The sequence below is a fragment of the Cellulomonas sp. T2.31MG-18 genome (genome assembly GCF_964266755.1).
GTDB lineage: Bacteria > Actinomycetota > Actinomycetes > Actinomycetales > Cellulomonadaceae > Cellulomonas.
On the sequence record NZ_CAXWGW010000001.1, the window covers coordinates 528,243 to 545,538 of the forward strand.

Genomic DNA, 17,296 nt, shown 5'->3' on the forward strand with positions numbered 1-17,296 from the left:
CGGGCGGGCGACGCCCGGCGCCCGTCGCCACGCACGACGAGGGGCCGCGACGCCGGTTTCTCCACCCGTCGTCGCGACCCCCGGCCGCACTACCGTGCGATCAGCGCACGTCCTCGTCCACCCAGTCGAACGACTTGGTGACGGCCTTCTTCCACAACCGGTACTGGCGGTCACGCTCGGCGTCGTCCATCGACGGCGTCCAGCGCTTGTCCTCGGCCCAGTTGTCGATGACGTCCTGCTCGCCGTTCCAGAACCCGACGGCGATGCCGGCCGCGTAGGCCGCGCCGAGCGCCGTGGTCTCGGCCACCTTCGGCCGGATCACGGGCACGCCGAGGATGTCGGCCTGGAACTGCATGAGGGCCTCGTTGGCCACCATGCCGCCGTCGACCTTCAGCTCGGTCAGGTCCACGCCGGAGTCGGCGTTCATCGCGTCGAGCACCTCACGGGTCTGGAAGGCGGTGGCCTCCAGGGCGGCGCGTGCGATGTGCCCCTTGGTGACGTACCGCGTCAGGCCGACGAGGACGCCGCGGGCGTCGCCGCGCCAGTACGGCGCGAACAGGCCCGAGAACGCCGGGACGAAGTACGCCCCGCCGTTGTCCTCGACCGTCTCGGCCAGCTGCTCGACCTCGGGCGCGCTCTGGATGAACCCGAGGTTGTCCCGCAGCCACTGGATCAGCGAGCCGGTGACGGCGATGGAGCCCTCGAGCGCGTAGACCGTCGGCTGCTCGCCGATCTTGTAGCAGACCGTCGTCAGCAGGCCGTTCTTCGACGGGATGGGCGACGTGCCGGTGTTCAGCAGCATGAAGTTGCCGGTGCCGTAGGTGTTCTTCGCGTTCCCGACCTCGAAGCACGCCTGGCCGAACGTCGCCGCCTGCTGGTCGCCGAGGATGCCCGAGATCGGCACGCCCGGGACCAGACCGCCCTTGCGACCGTGCCCGTACACCTCGGACGAGCTGCGGATCTGCGGCAGCATCGACAGCGGGATGCCCATCTCGCCGGCGATCTCCTCGTTCCACGTCAGCGTGTCGAGGTTCATCAGCATGGTGCGCGAGGCGTTGGTCGGGTCGGTGACGTGGATGCCGCCGTCGACCCCGCCGGTCATGTTCCACAGGACCCACGAGTCGGTGTTGCCGAACGCGAGCTTGCCGGCCTCGGCCTTCTCCCGGGCACCCTCGACGTTGTCGAGGATCCAGCGGATCTTCGGGCCCGAGAAGTAGGTCGCCAGGGGCAGACCGACGCGGGCCTTGTACCGGTCCGCACCGCCGCCGAGGGCGCCGAGGTCGTCGGCGATCTTCTGCGTGCGGGTGTCCTGCCAGACGATCGCGTTGTAGACGGGCTCGCCGGTCTCGCGGTCCCACACCACGGTGGTCTCGCGCTGGTTGGTGATGCCGACCGCGGCGAGGTCGTCGTAGTTCAGGCTCGCCTTGCCGAGTGCCTGGCCGACCACCTCACGCGTGTTGTCCCAGATCTCCTTCGGGTTGTGCTCCACCCAGCCCGGCTTCGGGAAGATCTGCTCGTGCTCCTTCTGGCCGACCGAGACCACCGTTCCCGCGTGGTCGAAGATCATCGCGCGGGTGCTCGTGGTGCCCTGGTCGATCGCCATCACGTACTTGTCAGCCATGGTGCCTCCTCGTCGAGGGTCGTTCAGGACGTGCTGTCAGTGGGTGGTCAGCCGACGAACCAGTGACCGGTCAGGCCGGCGAGCACGCCGCCGACGATGGGGCCGAAGACCGGCACCCAGGAGTACGCCCAGTCGCTGGAGCCCTTGCCGCGGATCGGGAGCACGAAGTGCGCGATGCGCGGGCCGAGGTCACGGGCGGGGTTGATGGCGTACCCGGTGGGGCCACCGAGGGAGAGGCCGATGCCGAGCACGATGAGCGACACGGCGAGCGGGCCGATCTGGGCCGGCGTCTTGCCGGACACCAGCACCCAGAACACCAGGACGAAGGTGCCCAGGACCTCGGTGACGAAGTTCCAGAAGTAGGAGCGGATCGCCGGGCCGGTGGAGAAGACGCCCAGCTTGGTGGCCGGGTCGGCGTCCTCGTCGAAGTGCTTCTTGTAGGCGAGGTACACCAGCACGGCGCCGATGAAGGCGCCGAGCAGCTCGGCGACGATGAACAGCAGGGCGTTCGTCGCGGTCATGTCGATGCCGGGGGCCAGCGTCTTGGCGCCCGACGCCCAGACGCCCAGCACCACGGCGGGGTTCAGGTAGCCGCCCGACTTGAAGGCGACGTACACGCCGGCCATGACGGCGATGCACCATCCGAAGGTGATGACGATCCACCCGCCGTTGAAACCCTTGTTCCTGGGCAAGATCACATTGGCAACCACGCCGCCACCGAGAAGGATCAGCATTCCGGTGCCGAGCACCTCCGAGATGAAGGCTTGCCCGATCGTGTAGTTCACGTGGACCTCTTTCGTCGACGTCGTTGTCTGCATCGCCCGCGACATCGGTCGCGGGGGTCCTGAGGGGGCAGCCGTCAGGCGTGCCCCGTGGTGCCGGCCGACCCGGGGCCGACCGAGCCGGTGCCGGTCCCGGGCGTCGCGACGCCCTCGAGCGGCTGCATCGGCGACAGGTCCGGCACCTGCAGCCGGACGCGCTCGGCCGAGGCGTCGTCGGGCTGCTCGGCGGCCTCGTGCTCCGCCTTGGCCCGGGCCTTGTACGCCTCGATCTCCTTCTCGCGGGTCGCAGCGTCCCAGCCGAGCTCGGCCGCCAGCAGGTCGGCGATCTGGTCGAGCGCGCCGACGCCCTTGTCCGCCTGCTCGTAGTTGAGCCGCGTGCGGTGCATCATCACGTCGTCCAGGTGCAGCGCGCCCTCGTGCGTCGCCGCGTAGACGATCTCCGCACCGATGTACGCCGGGGCGCCGTGCAGCGGCTGCGCCAGCTCGGGACGGGCGTCCACCAGGTCGATCAGCTCGCCGAGCAGCGAGCCGTACCGGTGCAGCAGGTGGTCCATCCGGTGCTGCTCCCAGCCGTACCGCAGCCCGATGGCCCGGGCCTGCCGCTGGAACACGCGCAGTCCCTCGGCACCGACCAGCGGCACCTCGTGGGTGATCGACGGCAGCGTCGTCGCCCGTGAGCCGATGGCGAAGTCCACCGCGTCCTTGGCCATCACGCGGTAGGTGGTCAGCTTGCCGCCGGCGATCACCGTCAGACCCGGTGTGGGGGAGGCGACGGTGTGCTCGCGGGACACCTTGGCGGAGCTGGTGCCCTCCTTGGTGCCCGGCTGCAGCAGCGGGCGCAGGCCGGCCCACACGCCGATCACGTCGTCGCGGGTCAGCGGCCGGGCGAGCACCGCGTTCGCGTGCTCGATCACGTAGTCGATGTCCGCGCTGGTGGCGACGGGGTGGGTCAGCTCCTGGTGCCACGGGGTGTCGGTGGTGCCGATCACCCAGTAGCGGGACCACGGGATGATGAACAGCACCGACTTCTCGGTCTGCAGGATCAGACCGGTGTCGCCCTGGATGCGGGCGCGCGGCACGACGATGTGGATGCCCTTGCTGGCCAGCACCCGCAGGCCGCCGCCGCTGCGGGCCAGCGCCTCGGTCTTCTCCGTCCAGACGCCGGTGGCGTTGATGACGGCACGGGCGCGCACGTCGAACCGCTCGCCGGTCTCCAGGTCCTCGAGCAGCGCGCCGCTGACGGCGCCGCCGGTGGTGGTGTGCAGGTCGAGCACCTGGGTGCGCGAGGCGGCGTGGGCGCCGTAGGAGACGGCGGTGCGGACGAGCGTCTCGACCAGGCGGGCGTCGTCGACGCTGGCGTCCCAGTACCGGATGGCGCCGATGGCGGCGTCGTGCCGCAGGTCCGGGAACATCCGCTCCATGCCCTTGCGGGTCAGGTGGCGGTGGATCGGCATCGCCCGGCGGGTGCCGGACGCGGTGGCCAGCGTGTCGTACAGCGCCACGCCGGCGCCGACGTAGGCGCGCTCCCAGACGCGGTTCTCCAGCGGGTACAGGAAGCTGACGGGCTTGACCAGGTGCGGGGCCAGCTTGGAGATGAGCAGGTCACGCTCGGTCAGCGCCTCGTGCACCAGGTGGAAGTCGAGCATCTGCAGGTACCGCAGACCGCCGTGCACCAGCTTGGACGAGCGGCTGGACGTGCCGCTGGCCCAGTCCTGCGCCTCGACCATCGCCACGTCCAGCCCGCGGGTGACCGCGTCGAGCGCGATGCCGGCACCGGTCACGCCACCGCCGATCACCAGGATGTCCAGCTCGGAGTCCCGCTCCGTCGAGCGACGCAACCGCTCCAACGAGTCGGTCCGGGCCTGGACGGTGAGCGGGGCGGTCCTCATGTGGCTGGCTCCTCGGTGCTGGTGACGTTCGCCCGGGTTCTCGCGACGACGGTGTCGCGGCCGTTCGGGCCGATGGCCCAGGACGAACGGCCCGGATTCGCCCTATCCTCGGCAGCGGCGGAACGTACGCGCAACAGCAGTGCACAAATGTGCACGCAGGGGCGAGGAGGCACCTGTGTACGTGGAGCGGGAGCAGGACGTGCTCCGGGCGGCGTCGATGTACTACCTGCAGGACATGAAGATGGAGGTCATCGCACGGCACCTGGGCACTTCGCGGTCCACGGTCTCGCGGCTGATCAAGCGCGCGCGGCAGTCCGGCCTGGTCGAGATCACCCTGCGCCCGGCGAGCACGCGTGCACCCGGGATCGGTCGTTCGCTCACCGCGGCGTTCGGCGTCGACGCCTACGTGGTCGCGGTGCCGGACTCCGCCGGGACGGTCGAGCGGCTGGACCAGGTGGCGATGACCGCCGCCAAGCTGCTGACCTCGTGGTTCGACTCCGACATGGTGCTCGGCGTCGCGTGGGGCACCACGCTGGCCGCCGTCTCCCGGTACCTGACGCCGAAGGCCACCCGGGGGTCGGTGGTGGTGCAGCTGAACGGCGCGGCCAACATGCGCACCAGCGGGATCGAGTACGCGTCCGACCTGATCTCGTCGTTCGGGACGGCGTTCGGCGCGGGCGTGCACCACTTCTCGGTGCCCGCCTTCTTCGACTACCCGGACACCAAGGCGGCGATGTGGCGCGAACGGTCCGTGCGGCGGGTGCTGGACATGCAGGCGCGCGTGGACATCGCCCTGTTCAGCGTGGGTGCGGTGGCCGGGGCGGTGCCCAGCCACGTGTACTCGGCCGGGTACCTGGACGACGCCGACGTGCAGGCCCTGCACGACGAGGGCGTGGTGGGCGACGTGTGCACCGTCTTCCTGCGCGCCGACGGCTCCTGGGCCGACGTGCCGCTGAACGCCCGCGCGACCGGGCCCACGCCGGACGAGCTGAAGCACATCCCGCGGCGGGTGTGCGTGGTCGCCGGCGACAACAAGGTCGCACCGCTGCTCGCCGCCCTGCGCGCCGGGGTGGTCACCGACCTGGTGGTGGACGAGATCACCGCGACCGGCCTGCTCGAGCACGTCGACGTGCCGCGGCTCGGGCGGCAGCGCTCGCGGGCGTAGGCCTCTGCGCGCGCTGGACCCCCGCCCGACGCCGGGCCGGGCCGGGTCTGCGTCGGGGCCTGCGCCGGGCGGCAGGTACCGTGACCGGCGTGAGCGAGGTCGTGGTCCGGGCCGCCCTGCCCGCCGATGTGCACGCCGTGCACGACCTGGTGGAGCCCTACGCCGAGCAGCGCATCCTGCTGCCCAAGGAGTGGGTCGGCTACTACGAGGCCGTCCAGGAGTTCCTGGTCGCCGTGGTCGACGACGAGGTGGTCGGCTGCGGTGCCCTGCACGTGATGTGGTCGGACCTCGCGGAGATCCGCACACTGGCGGTCCGGCCGGACCAGCGCCGGCACGGCGTGGGGCACGCGCTGCTCGGCGGCCTGGTGCAGCGGGCCCGGGACCTCGGCCTCGCCCGGGTGTTCTGCCTGACCTTCGAGGTGGAGTTCTTCGCCGCGCACGGCTTCCAGGTGATCCAGGGGACGCCGGTGGACCCGTCCGTCTACGCCGAGCTGCTGCGCTCGCACGACGACGGCGTCGCGGAGTTCCTCGACCTGGCGCGCGTGAAGCCGAACACGCTGGGCAACACCCGGATGCTGCTCGAGCTCTAGCGGTCCGGGGTCAGGCGGGGAGCCGGTAGGCCGCCGGCTCGTCGTCCGACGCGGGGACGAGAACCTCGACCAGACCGTCCGCCACCAGGCCGTTCACCGCCCGCGCCAGCTGGACGCGATCGGGCCACACGGCCTCCACGCCGGTCGCGGGCACCGGCTCGAGCGTCTCCCGCAGCAGCGCCATCACCCGGCCCCGCACCTGCCGGTCGGTGCCGGCGAACGCCTGGGTGCGGCGTCGGTGGGCGTGCTCGTCGTCCGGCCGCCCGGCCACCAGCCAGGCGCAGCGGTCGGCCACCGGGCACGCCGCGCAGCGGGGGGACCGCGCGGTGCACACCAGCGCGCCGAGCTCCATCGTCGCGACCGCCCACCGGGCGGCGGTGGCGTCGTCGTCGGGCACCACGGCGGCGGCGCGCTGCCGCTCCGCGACCGTCTGGGCCGGTGGTGGCAGGGCGGTGCCCCCGAGCAGCCGACCCAGGACGCGGCGCACGTTGGTGTCCAGGACCACGGACCGACGGCCGAACCCGAACGCCAGCACGGCTGCGGCGGTGTACTCGCCGACACCGGGCAGCGCGCGGAGCTCGGCCGGGTCGTCCGGCACCTGCCCGCCGTGCCGCTGCACGAGCGTGCACGCGCACTCCTGCAGCCGCAGCGCGCGCCGGGGGTACCCGAGCCGGTCCCATGCGCGCAGCACGTCCGCCGTGGACGCCGCGGCCAGTGCCGCCGGGGTGGGCCAGCGGTCCATCCACGCGCGCCAGGCCGGCTCGACCCGGACGACGGGGGTCTGCTGCAGCATCACCTCGCTGACCAGCACGCCCCAGGGCGTCCGGTCCGGCGCCCGCCACGGCAGGTCACGGGCGTTGTCCCGGTACCAGTCGAGGAGCGTGCCGTGCAGCGCCGCGGCGTCCGACGAGCGCCGAGCCGGACCGTCGAGCACCGGACCATGGTCCCAGACGTTCGTCCCGGGACAGGGAGCGCGCCCCACGCGTACCGTTATGACATGGTCGACGGTCCGTCGGCGGACACCGGAGTGCGGACCCACTGGGTGACGCAACGGTCCGCGACGCCCGGGACCACCACCGGCGTTCACCAGCCACCGCCCACCACCGCCGGGATCCCCGTGGTCTCCGCCCGTCCGCTGGTGAAGACCGCCCTGTGCCGGTCCATCGGCGACGTGGACGAGGTGATCGGCGCCCACGGGCAGGCGGCGCACTGCTGGTGCCAGGCCGACCGGCTGTCCGGTGTCGAGCAGCGGACCCTGACGCCGACGGACCTGCGGGGCCGGCTCGCCGATCGCATCGCGCAGGACCTGCCTGCGCCCGGAGTGATCGCCAGCATCGGCGGCGAACGGGTCGGCTGGTGCTCCGTGGCGCCGCGCGTGGAGTTCGTGCGCGCCCGCAGCTGCAGCGCGATGTCGGTGCCGGGCATCCAGCCCGACGACCCCGGGGTGTGGTCCGTCACCTGCTTCGTGGTGCGCGCCGGGTTCCGTCGGCGTGGGGTTGCCACCGCCCTGCTCGACGCGGCCGTCGAGCACGCCCGCTCGTCCGGCGCCGGCTGGCTCGAGGGGTACCCGGCCGACACGTCCGAGCGGTCCGAGCCCGAGGATGACTCGCTGCACCGGGGGACGCTGCACCTGTTCCTGCGCGCCGGTTTCGAGCTCGTGGCGCGGCCGCGGCACGGGCGGGCGATCGTCCGGCTCGAGCTGTAGGCGCCCGGCCCGGTCGCCGTCGGGTCGCTCGGGCGCGTCCTGCGCCGATCCGTTCCCTGCGCTTCGTAGCGTGGATGCCCGACGGGCGCCCGGTGGGGGCTGCCCGCTGCACGACGGAGGGCGACGGACGTGGCGACGACGAGCCGGAGGCTACCGGCCCGGGTGTACTGGGTGCGACGAGCGGTGGTGCTCGGTGTGCCGTTGGTGCTGCTGCTCCTGGTGCTCGTCGTGATCCACCCGTGGGCCGGTCGGGCCGCGGACCGCGCCGCCGCGCGCGTATCGGTGACCACGTCGACGACGACCTCAGCGGGGACGGCCGCGGCCGCTGCACCGGCCGCGCCGGCGAGCACGTCACCGACGCCGACCCCCACGCCGTCCCTGCGTGGGGGCGTTGGCGACTGCCAGCCGGCGCAGCTCGCGCTGGGCCTCACCCCGGCTGCGGTGGACGTGCCGGCCGGCGTCAGCCCGACGTTCACGGTGACCATCAAGAACACCGGGACGGCGCCGTGCCTGGTCGACGCCGGCGACGCCTACCGCGAGGTGGTGATCACGTCCGGTGCGGACCGGGTGTGGTCGTCCAAGGACTGCGTGGCGGCCAACGCACCGCGACGGACGCTGCTGCTGGCCGCCGGCCAGTCGGACACCACCCAGATGCCGTGGAACCGGGTGCGGTCGGCGCCGGGATGCCCGGGCGGGCAGTCACGTCCCGGGACGGGCACCTACCAGGCCGCCGTGAACCTCGCCGGGGCGACCGGCGGGCCGGCGGTGTTCGTCCTGCACTGAGCCGGACCTCCACTGAGCCGGACCTGCACTGAGCCGGACCTGCACTGAGCCGGACCTGCACCGGGCCTGGTGCGGACGGTCGTCAGCCCACCGGAGCGGGACGGGCGTCAGACGTAGCGCTCGAGGATGCTGGACTCCGCCAGCCGGGACAGCCCCTCGCGCACCGAGCGGGCGCGCTGCTCGCCGACACCGTCGACGGACATCAGGTCGTCGACGCCGGCCGCGAGGAGCTTCTGCAGGCCGCCGAAGTGCGCGACGAGCCGGTCGACCACGGTGCTGGGCAGCCGGGGGACCCGCGACAGCAGGCGGTAGCCGCGGGGGCCGACCGCTCCGTCGAGCGTGTCGGTGCTGCCCGGCAGGCCCAGCACCCGGGCGATGTGCGCCAGGTCCAGCAGCTCGGTGGACGTCAGGTCGGCCAGTGCCGCGAGCACCTGGTCGACGTCACGGCGCGAGGTGTCGACGTAGTCGCGGATCACCAGAGCCCGGTCGGCACCGGCCCCGGCGATCAGCTCGTCGAGCTGGAGCGCCAGCAGCCGGCCGTCGGAGCCGAGCTCGACGACGTAGCCGTCGATCTCCTCGCTGATGCGGCGCACCATCTCCAGGCGCTGCACCACCGCGGACACGTCCCGCACGGTGACCAGGTCCTCGATCTCCAGCGCCGACAGGGTGCCGCTGACCTCGTCCAGCCGGGCCTTGTACCGCTCCAGCGTCGCCAGCGCCTGGTTGGCGCGGGACAGGATGGTGGTCGAGTCCTCGAGCTGGTGCCGCGCGTCGCCGACGTAGATCGCGATGATCCGCATGGAGGCGGACACGGAGATCACCGGGATGCCGGTCTGCTTGGCGACGCGCTCGGCGGTGCGGTGGCGGGTGCCCGACTCGGACGTCTCGATGCTGGGGTCCGGCAGCAGCTGGACCGCGGCGCGGACGATGCGGTTGGTCGCCGGGTCCAGCACCACGGCGCCGTCCATCTTGCACAGCTCGCGCAGGCGCGTGGCGCTGAACTCGACGTCCAGCACGAACCCGCCGGAGCACAGGCGCTCCACGGCCTGGTCCATGCCGAGGACGATCAGCGCGCCGGTACGCCCCCGCAGGATGCGCTCGAGCCCGTCGCGCAGGCCGCTGCCGGGCGCGACGGCGCTGAGGGTGGAGCGGAGCAGCTCCTCCTGGGACGGCGCAGGCACCAGGCGATGGTATAGGCGGATGCTGCGCGGAGCCTGGAGGGGTCCGCGGGTGTTCGGGTGAGATGGCACCACCCGCGCGGCGGGCACGTCGGCGTCGACCCGGAGCAGGTCAGCCGTGCTGGCCACCCCGCAGCCGAGTCACGCCCGCGGGGACACCGACGCCCGCGGCGTCGACGGCCTGTGCCAGGTCGCCGGCGCCGACCACCTGCATGCCCTCCGGGACGACGAGGCCCTCGAGGCTTCCGGCCGGCACCACGGCCCGCCGGAAGCCGAGCCGAGCGGCCTCCGCGAGCCGCCGGTCCACCCCGGCCACCGTCCGGATCTCGCCCGCCAGACCCACCTCGCCCACCGCGACCAGCCCGCGCACCAGCGTCTCGTCCTCCCGTGCGCTGACGGTGGCGAGAGCCAGCGCCAGGTCGGCCGCCGGCTCGACCACCCGCGCGCCGCCGACGGTGGACACGTAGACGTCCTGGTCGGACAGGCGCGCACCGAGCCGGCGCTGCAGCACCGCGAGCACCATCGACAGCCGGGCGGGGTCGACGCCGGACGTGGTCCGGCGCGGGTTCGGTGCTGCGCTGGGCGCCACCAGCGCCTGCACCTCGGTGGCCAGGGGACGGCGGCCCTCGAGCGTCACGGTCAGGCAGGTGCCGGGCACCGGGTGCAGCGCCTGGGACACGAACAGACCGCTCGGGTCGGCCAGGCCGACGATGCCCCGCTCCGACAGGTCGAAGCAGCCGACCTCGTCCGTCGGGCCGTACCGGTTCTTGGTGGCGCGCAGCATCCGGAGGCGGGAGTGCCGGTCGCCCTCGAACTGGCAGACCACGTCCACCAGGTGCTCGAGCGTGCGGGGACCGGCCACCGACCCGTCCTTGGTGACGTGCCCGACGAGCACCACGGGCAGGTCGCGGCTCTTGGCCGTGGCGATCAGCGCGGCGGCGACCTCCCGGACCTGCGCGACACCGCCGGCCGTGCCGTCCACCAGGGCGGAGGCGACCGTCTGCACCGAGTCCAGCACCAGTAGATCGGGGTCGACCTGCTCGACGTGGCCCAGGACGGTGGCGAGGTCCGTCTCGTCCGCGAGCAGCAGTCCGGGGTGCAGCGCTCCGATGCGGTCGGCGCGGAGCCGAACCTGGCCCGCGGACTCCTCGCCGGTGATGTAGAGCACCGTGCGGCCGGCAGCGGCGGTGCGCGCCGCGACGTCGAGCAGCAGCGTGGACTTGCCGACGCCCGGCTCGCCCGCCAGCAGCACGACGGCGCCCGGCACGAGGCCGCCGCCCAGGACCCGGTCCAGCTCCGGGACGCCCGTCGGACGGGCCCGTGCTGCCTCGACGTCGATCTCGCCGATGGGCCGCGCGGGCGACCGCGTCGGCACCACCGCGGCCGTGCGGGGTGCGCCGCCGCCTGGCCCGACGTCCTCGGACACCGACCCCCACGCCTGGCACTCGCCGCAGCGGCCGACCCACTTCGACGTGGTCCACCCGCACTCGACGCAGCGGAAGGCCGGGCGGCTGCGGTCGGCGCGCGCGGCGTCACCACGTGGGCTCGCCGGGCGGCGGACGGAGGTGCTGGTCACGGGTCGGACGGTAGCGGTGGGCACCGACACGGCCCCGGAGCAGGGGCACGACGCGGCGGGCGCGTCGATAGGCTGCCGTCCGTCCGGCGCTCGGCCGGCGGTGCGGGGGTGGGACGGCATGAGCGAGACGGCACACCACAGCGGGTCGGGGACCGGCGGGCGTCCGGCCTGGCTGCTTCCGGTGGCGATCGTCGCCGCCGTGGTGGTGGTCGCCGGGATCGTCGTCGGCGTCGTGCTGTCGCAGCGCTCGGGCAAGAGCGGCGCGACGGGTTCGCCGGCCGCCGCCGCCACCGTGGTGCTGCCGTCGCCCACCCCGACCGTCACCGCGGTCGCGCGGCAGGCGACCTCAGCCTTCGCCAAGGCGCTGCCGAGCAGCGTGCTGCAGTACGCGCTCGCCACCTCGACGGCGGACACCGCGTGGCAGAACGCCGGTGCCCTCGAGGCGTGGGACGAGACGTACACGGACGGGTCCGCGCACACGCTGAAGCTGCGCGCGGGTCAGTGGGAGACCGCCGACCAGGCGAAGGCGTTCGCGGCGACCCTGGTCGCAGCGGTGGCGACGCCCGCACCGACGGCCTCGGCCGTCGCGACCCCGTCGGCCGGTGCCAGCTCGACCGCCACGGCGGGGCTGCCGAGGTCGGGGGACGTCACCGCGGGTGGTGCGACGGTCGGCACCTACTCGGTGGTGGACTCCGGGGACGGCACCGCGACGGCGGTGTGGACCAACGGCCAGTCGGTGTTCATGCTGGTCGCGCCCGCGGCGGACGCGTACGCCGCCTACACGGCGTTCCCGCTCTGAGCCGGGCGGCCTCGTCGCTCGTCGGCACCGCGCTCGGCTGCACCGCGCTCGTCCGCACCGCGCTCGTGTACACCGCGCTCGTCGGTACGAGGTAGCGCCGCACGCGTGCCGCACCGTCGGCCAGCACGTCCTGCAGCACGCCGCCGCAGCGCTCGATGACGGCCGATGACGCCACGTTGGCGTCGTCGCACGTCTCCAGCGCCTGCTCGATGCCCAGGCCGGCCGTGATCGCCAGACCCCCGCGGAGCAGCGCGGTCGCGTACCCGCGCCGGCGGAAGCCCGGTCGGACGCCGTAGCCGATGTGCCCGCCGACGCGGGCGAGGTGCTCGTTCAGCTGGTGCCGCACCGACACGCGGCCGACGAGGTCGCCGTCGACCAGGCCGACCAGGAACGTCGCGGGCACGTAGCCCGGCGGCAGGTCGCGCCCCTCCCGGGTCGCCGCCAACAGCTCGACGTACCGGTCGAACGGCCGGCCGTCGCGCCCGACGAGGAAGTCGAAGCCGTCGGCGGCGAGCTCGCGCTCGGCGAGCAGCGCCTGGGCCTCGTCGGCCGTCGTCAGGGGGCGGAGCAGCAGGGTCGGCTCGGGCATCCGCCGATGGTAGGCGGGAGGTCCCCGGTGGCAGGGGTGGCGGGCGGGACGACGCCCGAACCGCCCCGGCGGCGACGCCGCCGCCGCTACGGTGACGGTGACGTCAGGGGGCGGTCGGGATGGGCACGAGGTACGGGTCCGCGGCGGTGGCGACGGTGCTGCTTCTCGGTGGGTGCGGCGTCGCAGGTGCGGCAGCGGGGCCGGTGAACGGGCCCGTGAGCGCTCCGACGCCGACGCCGACGCTCTGCGCAGAGTTCCCGCCGCAGCCCCCGACCCCCGGCGACCCGGAGGGCTGGTGGAGCTCGACCCCCGCGGACGCGAACGGGAACGTGCTGACCGACCCGGCGCAATGGCCGGCTCAGCTGCGGGACCACCCGCGGACCGTCGTGCTGGACCCCGCCACGGGACGCGTCATCTCGAGCTGGGACCGGCGCACCTGCGGGCCGATCCCGGACTTCTCCGCGCCGAGCGGCGTGAGCGGCACCGGCATCGTGGTGCTCGACGCGGACTCGGGTGCGGTGCTGCAGAGGTTCCCCGCCTCCGCCTGACCCTTGGGCGGTGCTCGCGGAATGCACCGAGAATGTCGCGGGAATACAAGAAATGTGATATAATAGAATGTCATGTCTTCACATGACGATTCTCTGGCGGGCCTCGATCCCGCCGTCCGGCAGTTTCTCCGGGACTGGACCCGGCTCGACGATCCCGCGGTGGCCGAGCGGCTGCTCGGGCCGGTGATCCTGGTCGGCGGTGCCGGGGGCGCCCCGCCGTCGACGACGGCGCTGCCGAGCGAGCGGTTCGTCGCCGCCGTCGTCGGCCGGCAGCGTGCGATGTCCGACCTGCCCGCGCCGCGGCTGGGGCGGGTCGACGTGGTGGAGCTCGGTGCGGCCCGTCTCGTCGTGACCGCGCACTGGCACGTGGCGGGGCCCGGTGGCCCGCTCGAGCTGGTCGGGGACTTCCTGCTCGAGCGGACCGCCGGGCCCGGTCTGCGTGCGCTGGCCTACCTGCCGCGCACCGATGTCACGACGATGGTCGCGGGTCAGGCTCCTGTCGACGACGTGGTCGAGGAGGAGCCGGAGGTCGGTGACGTCAGGTCGTAGACCGTCACCCCGTCGACCGTCTGGGCGGTGAAGCTCGACGCGACCCACGTGCTGATCTGGCCGGCGACGTCCGAGCCGCCGTTCGACCGGCCGAAGCCGCTGCCACCGATGTAGTAGTGGATCTGGCCCGCGGCGACCCACGCCTGGAACTGGGCCAGGGTCGGTGATGGGTCGGAGCCGTTGAAGCCGCCGATCGGCATCACGGACTGCTGCGTGGCCAGCTGGTAGCTCGCGGCGTTCTGCGAGCCGGTGGTCGCGGCGACCCAGCGGTACTGCGAGGCGCCGGCCTCGAGCATCGTCTTGAGGGTGGCGCTGACCGTCGTGCCGTTGAGCAGGCCACCCATGCCGCCTGCGCCGCCGGCGGCGCGGCCGGCGAAGCCCTGGGTGGGTGCGGTGCCGGTGCCGGCGCCCGTGGGTCCGGTGCCCGTCTGACCGCCGGGCAGCTGACCCGTCGTCGCGCCCGGTGCGCCCGCCGGCGGCTGACCCTGCGTGGCAGCCGGGAGCTGGCCACCGCCGAACTGGCCGCGCATGCCGCCGGGACGGCCGCCGAACCCGGTGCCGGCCACGGTCGGTCCGGCGCTCACGATGGAGCCGGCGTGCGCGGTGGACACCGTCTGCAGCGTGTACGCGGTGGGCCCGGCCAGCGAGGCAGCCAGGGCCACCGCGGCACCGACGCCGGTCATGCTCCGACCGGCGCGGCCGCCGACCAGGCCGGGACCGGCCAGCAGCAGCACGGCACCGATCACGGCGGTCGCCAGGATCGAGGGGCGCAGCCACGGCAGCCACGTCGACGAGCGACCGAGCAGCTGCCACGCCCAGGCGGCGGTGACCAGCGTGGTGCCGGCCAGGACGGTGCGGGCGGCGATCGTCGTGCGCCGCCGCCACAGCAGGACCGAACCGATGCCGACCAGGGCCGCGACCGCCGGTGCGAGGGCGACCGTGTAGTACGCGTGGAAGATGCCCGCCATGAACGAGAAGGTCAGGCCGGTGACCAGGAGCCACGCGAGCCAGGCGCCGACCTGGGAGCGGGCCCCGCTGGTCCGCGGTGCGCGGCGCAGCAGCCACAGCGCGGCGACCGCGAGGATCAGCGCGGCAGGGACCAGCCAGGCGATCTGACCGCCGACCTCGGAGCCGAAAATCCGGGTGATGCCGGTGGCACCCCAGTTGCCGCCGGCGTTGGCGCCGCCGCCACCGCCGCCGACCGAGCCGACCTCGCTCCCGGTGATCCGGCCCAGGCCGTTGTAGCCGAACGTCAGCTCGAGGAACGAGTTGGTCTGCGAGCCGCCGATGTAAGGCCGGGAGGACGCGGGCCACAGCTCGACGAGCGCCACCCACCAGCCGGCGGAGATCACCATGGCGCCGACGGCGAGCAGCCCGTCGCGGACCCGCTTGAGCAGCGGCACGGGACCGGCCCACAGGAACACAGCCGCCAGGCCGGGCAGGACGAGGAACGCCTGCAGCTGCTTGGTGAGGAACGCGAGGCCGACGAGCACGCCGGCGAGGACCATCCACCGGGTGGTGCGAGGGCCGTCGACGGCACGCAGGGTGGCCCATACCGAGGCGATCAGCAGCAGGATCAGCAGGGCGTCCGGGTTGTTGAACCGGAACATCAGGGCGGCGACGGGGGTCAGCGCCAGCACGGCGCCCGCGAGCAGGCCGGCCGTGGCGCCGAAGTGCCGGCGGACCGTGCGGTAGAGCAGCGCCACGCCGGCGACCCCCATGAGCGCCTGCGGCGCGAGGATCGACCACGACGACAGTCCGAAGACCCGCACGGAGAGGGCCATCACCCACAGGGCGGCCGGGGGCTTGTCCACCGTGATGGAGCCGCCCGCGTCGGACGCCCCCCACAGGAACGCGGACCAGGACCGGGAGCCGGCCTGGGCGGCCGCCGAGTAGAAGGAGTTGGCGTAGCCGGAGGCGGACAGGTTCCAGAGGAACAGGACCGCGGTCAGCACGAGGAGGCCGACGAACGCGGGGGTGTCCCAGCGCCGGTGGGCGGGCAGGTCGGTGAGGGTCGGTCCGGGGTCGCGCGGCGCCGGAGCGCCGTCGGCCGGGATGGCGTCGGTCAGGAGCGGTGCTGTGGTCGGGTCGGAGGCCGGCGGGGTGCCGAGCGGTGCGGGCGCCGGGATCGGTGCGGCACCGCCGGCGGCGCCGGGGGGCTGGATGGGGGCGGTGGTGGTCATCGGAGGATCCCTTCCGTGACGGGCACGGGTGCGGAGGCCGGTACGTGGGCGGGGGTCGCGGCGCGGAACACCCAGCCGCGCAGCAGGACGAAGCGCAGGACGGTCGCGACGAGGTTGGCCACGGTCAGCACCACGAGCTCGGCCGTCCGCCCGGCGCCCGGCACCAGCAGGTGCAGCCCGGTCAGCGACCCGGACGTCAGCGCCCACGCCAGGGCGAACACGATCAGCCCCTGCCCCTGGTGCCGCACTGCGCGAGCCGGTCCGCGGACGCCGAACGTGAACGTCCGGTTGGCCGCCGTGTTGGCGACGGCCGTGATCAGCAGGGCCAGCACGTTGGCGGCCTGCGCGCCGAGCAGCGGGGCGAGCGCCAGGTAGAGCAGCGCGTAGACCAGCGTCGAGGCGAGGCCGACGGCGGCGAACCGGATCAGCTGCCCGAGGAGCCGCCGGTCTCGTCCGGCGACGGCGGCGTCGGACCGTGCGGTGCCGTCCGCTTCGAAAGCCGTGTCGGAGGCCAGCGTGAGGTGCGCACGTATCTCCTCCAGCGGCAGCCGGCCGGACACCAGCTCGCGTGCCAGCCGGGCGATGCCGGCCAGGTCGCCGCGCGCCGTGGCCACCACGTCCACCCGGCTGTCGGGGTCGTCGACCCAGTCCACCGGCACCTCGTGGATGCGCAGCCCCGCCTTCTCGGCCACCACCAGCAGCTCGGTGTCGAAGAACCACCCGGTGTCGCCGACCAGCGGCAAGAGCCACCGGGCGGCATCCGCCCGGATCGCCTTGAACCCGCACTGCGCGTCCGAGAACCGGGCGGCCAGCGTGCCCTGCAGCAGCACGTTGTAGCAGCGGGAGATCACCTCGCGGCGGGGGCCGCGCAGCACCCGCGAGGAGCGGGACAGGCGGGTACCGATCGCCAGGTGCGAGTGGCCCGAGATCAGCGGGGCGACCAGCGGCAGCAGAGCCGAGAGGTCGGTGGACAGGTCGACGTCCATGTAGGCGAGCACGGCGGCGTCCGAGGCGGTCCAGGCGGTTCGGAGCGCCCGCCCGCGACCCTTGGCCTCGAGGTGCAGCAGCCGAACACCCGGCAGCTCCTCGGCCAGCCGCAGGGCCATCGCCCACGTGCCGTCCGTCGAGGCGTTGTCCGCGATGGTCAGCCGTGCCGGGTAGGGGAAGTGCTCGTCGAGGTACCGGCGGGTGGCGCGCACGGCGCGCTCCAGGTCCTTCTCCTCGTCGTGCACCGGGATGACCAGGTCGAGCACCGGCGCGAGCGGCGTCCGGGGGACCTGGTCCGGCGCCGGCGCGACGGCCGGCTGGTCGAGGCTGGTGGTGTCCATGCCTCGAGGTT

General features: G+C 73.7%; 16 protein-coding genes. 7 read left to right on the forward strand and 9 right to left on the reverse strand.

Features of this window, described 5'->3' with window-relative positions; translation table 11 throughout:
- Positions 1-100 precede the first annotated feature (100 nt).
- The 3 genes from glpK to ACFQTY_RS02430 are packed head-to-tail and all read right to left on the reverse strand — an operon-like array spanning position 101 to position 4,292.
- Positions 101-1,621, reverse strand: a complete 1,521-nt coding sequence (gene glpK / locus ACFQTY_RS02420; RefSeq protein WP_337973798.1) for a glycerol kinase GlpK — start codon at positions 1,619-1,621, stop codon at positions 101-103.
- 47 nt (positions 1,622-1,668) lie between these two features.
- Positions 1,669-2,439 (reverse strand): MIP/aquaporin family protein, encoded by a 771-nt coding sequence (locus tag ACFQTY_RS02425; protein ID WP_378096770.1) that lies wholly within the window; start codon positions 2,437-2,439, stop codon positions 1,669-1,671.
- Between the two features lie 41 nt (positions 2,440-2,480).
- Positions 2,481-4,292 carry a glycerol-3-phosphate dehydrogenase/oxidase gene (locus ACFQTY_RS02430; protein WP_337973796.1) on the reverse strand — a complete coding sequence of 604 codons (1,812 nt, stop codon included), beginning with the start codon at positions 4,290-4,292 and terminating at the stop codon, positions 2,481-2,483.
- Positions 4,293-4,467: 175 nt separating this feature from the next.
- On the opposite strand from ACFQTY_RS02430, the gene ACFQTY_RS02435 reads away from it, so the two are divergent.
- Together ACFQTY_RS02435 and ACFQTY_RS02440 are read left to right on the forward strand one after the other, a co-directional pair.
- Positions 4,468-5,457: a sugar-binding transcriptional regulator gene (locus ACFQTY_RS02435; protein ID WP_378096775.1), complete on the forward strand. Its 990-nt coding sequence runs from the start codon at positions 4,468-4,470 to the stop codon at positions 5,455-5,457.
- 89 nt (positions 5,458-5,546) lie between these two features.
- On the forward strand, positions 5,547-6,047 hold the full coding sequence (locus ACFQTY_RS02440) for an amino-acid N-acetyltransferase (RefSeq protein ID WP_378096778.1): 501 nt from the start codon (positions 5,547-5,549) through the stop codon (positions 6,045-6,047).
- 10 nt (positions 6,048-6,057) lie between these two features.
- On the opposite strand, the gene ACFQTY_RS02445 is transcribed toward ACFQTY_RS02440, so the two are convergent.
- A complete protein-coding gene (locus ACFQTY_RS02445) occupies positions 6,058-6,981 on the reverse strand; it encodes an A/G-specific adenine glycosylase (RefSeq protein ID WP_378096781.1) in 924 nt (307 codons plus the stop codon).
- A 63-nt stretch (positions 6,982-7,044) separates the two neighbouring features.
- Here ACFQTY_RS02445 and ACFQTY_RS02450 point away from each other — a divergent pair, with 63 nt between their 5' ends.
- On the forward strand, positions 7,045-7,752 hold the full coding sequence (locus tag ACFQTY_RS02450; RefSeq protein WP_378096784.1) for a GNAT family N-acetyltransferase: 708 nt from the start codon (positions 7,045-7,047) through the stop codon (positions 7,750-7,752).
- A gap of 129 nt (positions 7,753-7,881) precedes the next feature.
- Positions 7,882-8,535, forward strand: coding sequence for a hypothetical protein (locus tag ACFQTY_RS02455; protein ID WP_378096787.1), 654 nt, complete (start codon positions 7,882-7,884; stop codon positions 8,533-8,535).
- 107 nt (positions 8,536-8,642) lie between these two features.
- Here the strand turns inward: ACFQTY_RS02455 and disA are convergent, their stop codons facing one another.
- Positions 8,643-9,716 carry a DNA integrity scanning diadenylate cyclase DisA gene (gene disA / locus ACFQTY_RS02460; RefSeq protein WP_378096790.1) on the reverse strand — a complete coding sequence of 358 codons (1,074 nt, stop codon included), beginning with the start codon at positions 9,714-9,716 and terminating at the stop codon, positions 8,643-8,645.
- Positions 9,717-9,825: 109 nt separating this feature from the next.
- Positions 9,826-11,289 carry a DNA repair protein RadA gene (gene radA, locus ACFQTY_RS02465; RefSeq protein WP_378096793.1) on the reverse strand — a complete coding sequence of 488 codons (1,464 nt, stop codon included), beginning with the start codon at positions 11,287-11,289 and terminating at the stop codon, positions 9,826-9,828.
- 118 nt (positions 11,290-11,407) lie between these two features.
- On the opposite strand from radA, the gene ACFQTY_RS02470 reads away from it, so the two are divergent.
- Positions 11,408-12,088 (forward strand): hypothetical protein, encoded by a 681-nt coding sequence (locus ACFQTY_RS02470; RefSeq protein WP_378096796.1) that lies wholly within the window; start codon positions 11,408-11,410, stop codon positions 12,086-12,088.
- On the opposite strand, the gene ACFQTY_RS02475 is transcribed toward ACFQTY_RS02470, so the two are convergent.
- The gene (locus tag ACFQTY_RS02475; protein ID WP_378096799.1) at positions 12,030-12,677 is read right to left on the reverse strand and encodes a GNAT family N-acetyltransferase; all 648 of its coding nucleotides are present in this window, start codon (positions 12,675-12,677) and stop codon (positions 12,030-12,032) included. The genes ACFQTY_RS02470 and ACFQTY_RS02475 overlap by 59 nt on opposite strands.
- 215 nt (positions 12,678-12,892) lie before the next feature.
- On the opposite strand from ACFQTY_RS02475, the gene ACFQTY_RS02480 reads away from it, so the two are divergent.
- Positions 12,893-13,225 carry a hypothetical protein gene (locus ACFQTY_RS02480; protein WP_378096802.1) on the forward strand — a complete coding sequence of 111 codons (333 nt, stop codon included), beginning with the start codon at positions 12,893-12,895 and terminating at the stop codon, positions 13,223-13,225.
- 72 nt (positions 13,226-13,297) lie between these two features.
- On the forward strand, positions 13,298-13,774 hold the full coding sequence (locus ACFQTY_RS02485) for a hypothetical protein (protein WP_378096805.1): 477 nt from the start codon (positions 13,298-13,300) through the stop codon (positions 13,772-13,774).
- Here ACFQTY_RS02485 and ACFQTY_RS02490 read toward each other — a convergent pair.
- Together ACFQTY_RS02490 and ACFQTY_RS02495 are read right to left on the reverse strand one after the other, a co-directional pair.
- Positions 13,714-15,957 (reverse strand): ArnT family glycosyltransferase, encoded by a 2,244-nt coding sequence (locus tag ACFQTY_RS02490; RefSeq protein WP_378096808.1) that lies wholly within the window; start codon positions 15,955-15,957, stop codon positions 13,714-13,716. The two genes, ACFQTY_RS02485 and ACFQTY_RS02490, sit on opposite strands and share 61 nt — an antisense overlap.
- Positions 15,954-17,285, reverse strand: coding sequence for a glycosyltransferase (locus ACFQTY_RS02495; RefSeq protein ID WP_378096811.1), 1,332 nt, complete (start codon positions 17,283-17,285; stop codon positions 15,954-15,956). The genes ACFQTY_RS02490 and ACFQTY_RS02495 overlap by 4 nt, the downstream gene beginning before the upstream one ends.
- Positions 17,286-17,296: the final 11 nt, after the last annotated feature.

What these genes read in the sequence shown, in the direction of transcription:
- glpK (WP_337973798.1), bottom strand. Translation starts at nt 1,621, where the DNA reads ATGGCTGACAAGTACGTGATGGCGATCGACCAGGGCACCACGAGCACC.
- ACFQTY_RS02425 (WP_378096770.1), bottom strand. Translation starts at nt 2,439, where the DNA reads ATGCAGACAACGACGTCGACGAAAGAGGTCCACGTGAACTACACGATC.
- ACFQTY_RS02430 (WP_337973796.1), bottom strand. Translation starts at nt 4,292, where the DNA reads ATGAGGACCGCCCCGCTCACCGTCCAGGCCCGGACCGACTCGTTGGAG.
- ACFQTY_RS02450 (WP_378096784.1), top strand. Translation starts at nt 7,045, where the DNA reads ATGGTCGACGGTCCGTCGGCGGACACCGGAGTGCGGACCCACTGGGTG.
- ACFQTY_RS02470 (WP_378096796.1), top strand. Translation starts at nt 11,408, where the DNA reads ATGAGCGAGACGGCACACCACAGCGGGTCGGGGACCGGCGGGCGTCCG.
- ACFQTY_RS02475 (WP_378096799.1), bottom strand. Translation starts at nt 12,677, where the DNA reads ATGCCCGAGCCGACCCTGCTGCTCCGCCCCCTGACGACGGCCGACGAG.
- ACFQTY_RS02485 (WP_378096805.1), top strand. Translation starts at nt 13,298, where the DNA reads ATGTCTTCACATGACGATTCTCTGGCGGGCCTCGATCCCGCCGTCCGG.
- ACFQTY_RS02490 (WP_378096808.1), bottom strand. Translation starts at nt 15,957, where the DNA reads ATGACCACCACCGCCCCCATCCAGCCCCCCGGCGCCGCCGGCGGTGCC.
- ACFQTY_RS02495 (WP_378096811.1), bottom strand. Translation starts at nt 17,285, where the DNA reads ATGGACACCACCAGCCTCGACCAGCCGGCCGTCGCGCCGGCGCCGGAC.